Origin of the sequence: Rhizobium sophorae (genome assembly GCF_013087515.1) — a bacterium.
Classification (GTDB): domain Bacteria; phylum Pseudomonadota; class Alphaproteobacteria; order Rhizobiales; family Rhizobiaceae; genus Rhizobium; species Rhizobium sophorae.
Genome location: NZ_JABFCN010000073.1, coordinates 1 through 881, shown reverse-complemented (window position 1 = coordinate 881; position 881 = coordinate 1). Strand labels below are relative to the sequence as shown.

Here is an 881-nt window from a genome sequence, read left to right as displayed (position 1 = left end):
GCTGCGAGGCTTCCGAAATAGTCATGAAATAGCGGGTTATGTCAGGATGGGTCAGCGTAACGGGGCCGCCATCCTTGATCTGTTGCCTGAAAAGCGGCACGACAGATCCGGAGGAGCCGAGGACGTTTCCGAAGCGGACCATGGAGAAATTCGTTCGCATTCTGTCGCTAGCCGATTCTGCTGCGAGCGCCTGCAGAACCATCTCCGCCAGCCTCTTGCTGGCGCCCATCACATTCGTCGGACGCACGGCTTTGTCTGTACTGATCAGCACGAAATTCGAGACGCCGCATTTACTCGCCGCGCGTGCCGTAACCAGCGTACCCATGACGTTGTTCTTGATGCCTTCCACGGCATTATGTTCGACAAGCGGCACATGCTTGTAAGCGGCGGCATGATAGAGCGTCTGAGGTCGCCAGCTCTGCATGATATGTTCCATGCGATCCTGATCCCGGACGGAACAGAGGATTGGGACGATCTGCAGATTTTCATGTCTGTACAGTTCCGCCAGCTTCCGCAATTCGGCGTCAATATTATAAAGCGCAAACTCGTTCTGATCGAGGAGGATCAGGCTGGAAGGCTCGTTGCGCAGAATCTGGCGGCATAACTCGCCGCCGATCGAGCCACCAGCACCCGTGACCATCACCACCTTGTTGCGCATCGCCTTGTCGAGCAATTCCTGCCGGGGCGCCACCGCTTCTCTTCCCAGCAGATCTTCGATCTCCAGCTCACGAATGTCGGAGACCGCGAGACGTCCCTGGGCCAGGGCGGTGAGATCCGGCAATGTTCGAACATTCACCCTGGCTTTGCGGATGTGCTCCAGAATTTCGTTGCGACGCTGGCGCGATGCAGATGGAAGAGCAAGAAGCACATTATGCACGCCA

Annotated in this window: 1 protein-coding gene; it reads right to left on the bottom strand. The window is 56.9% G+C overall.

Annotated features, from left to right (window positions below):
* A partial coding sequence (locus G9X64_RS36010; RefSeq protein ID WP_171378385.1) for a polysaccharide biosynthesis protein occupies positions 1-881 on the bottom strand: 881 nt, incomplete at both ends.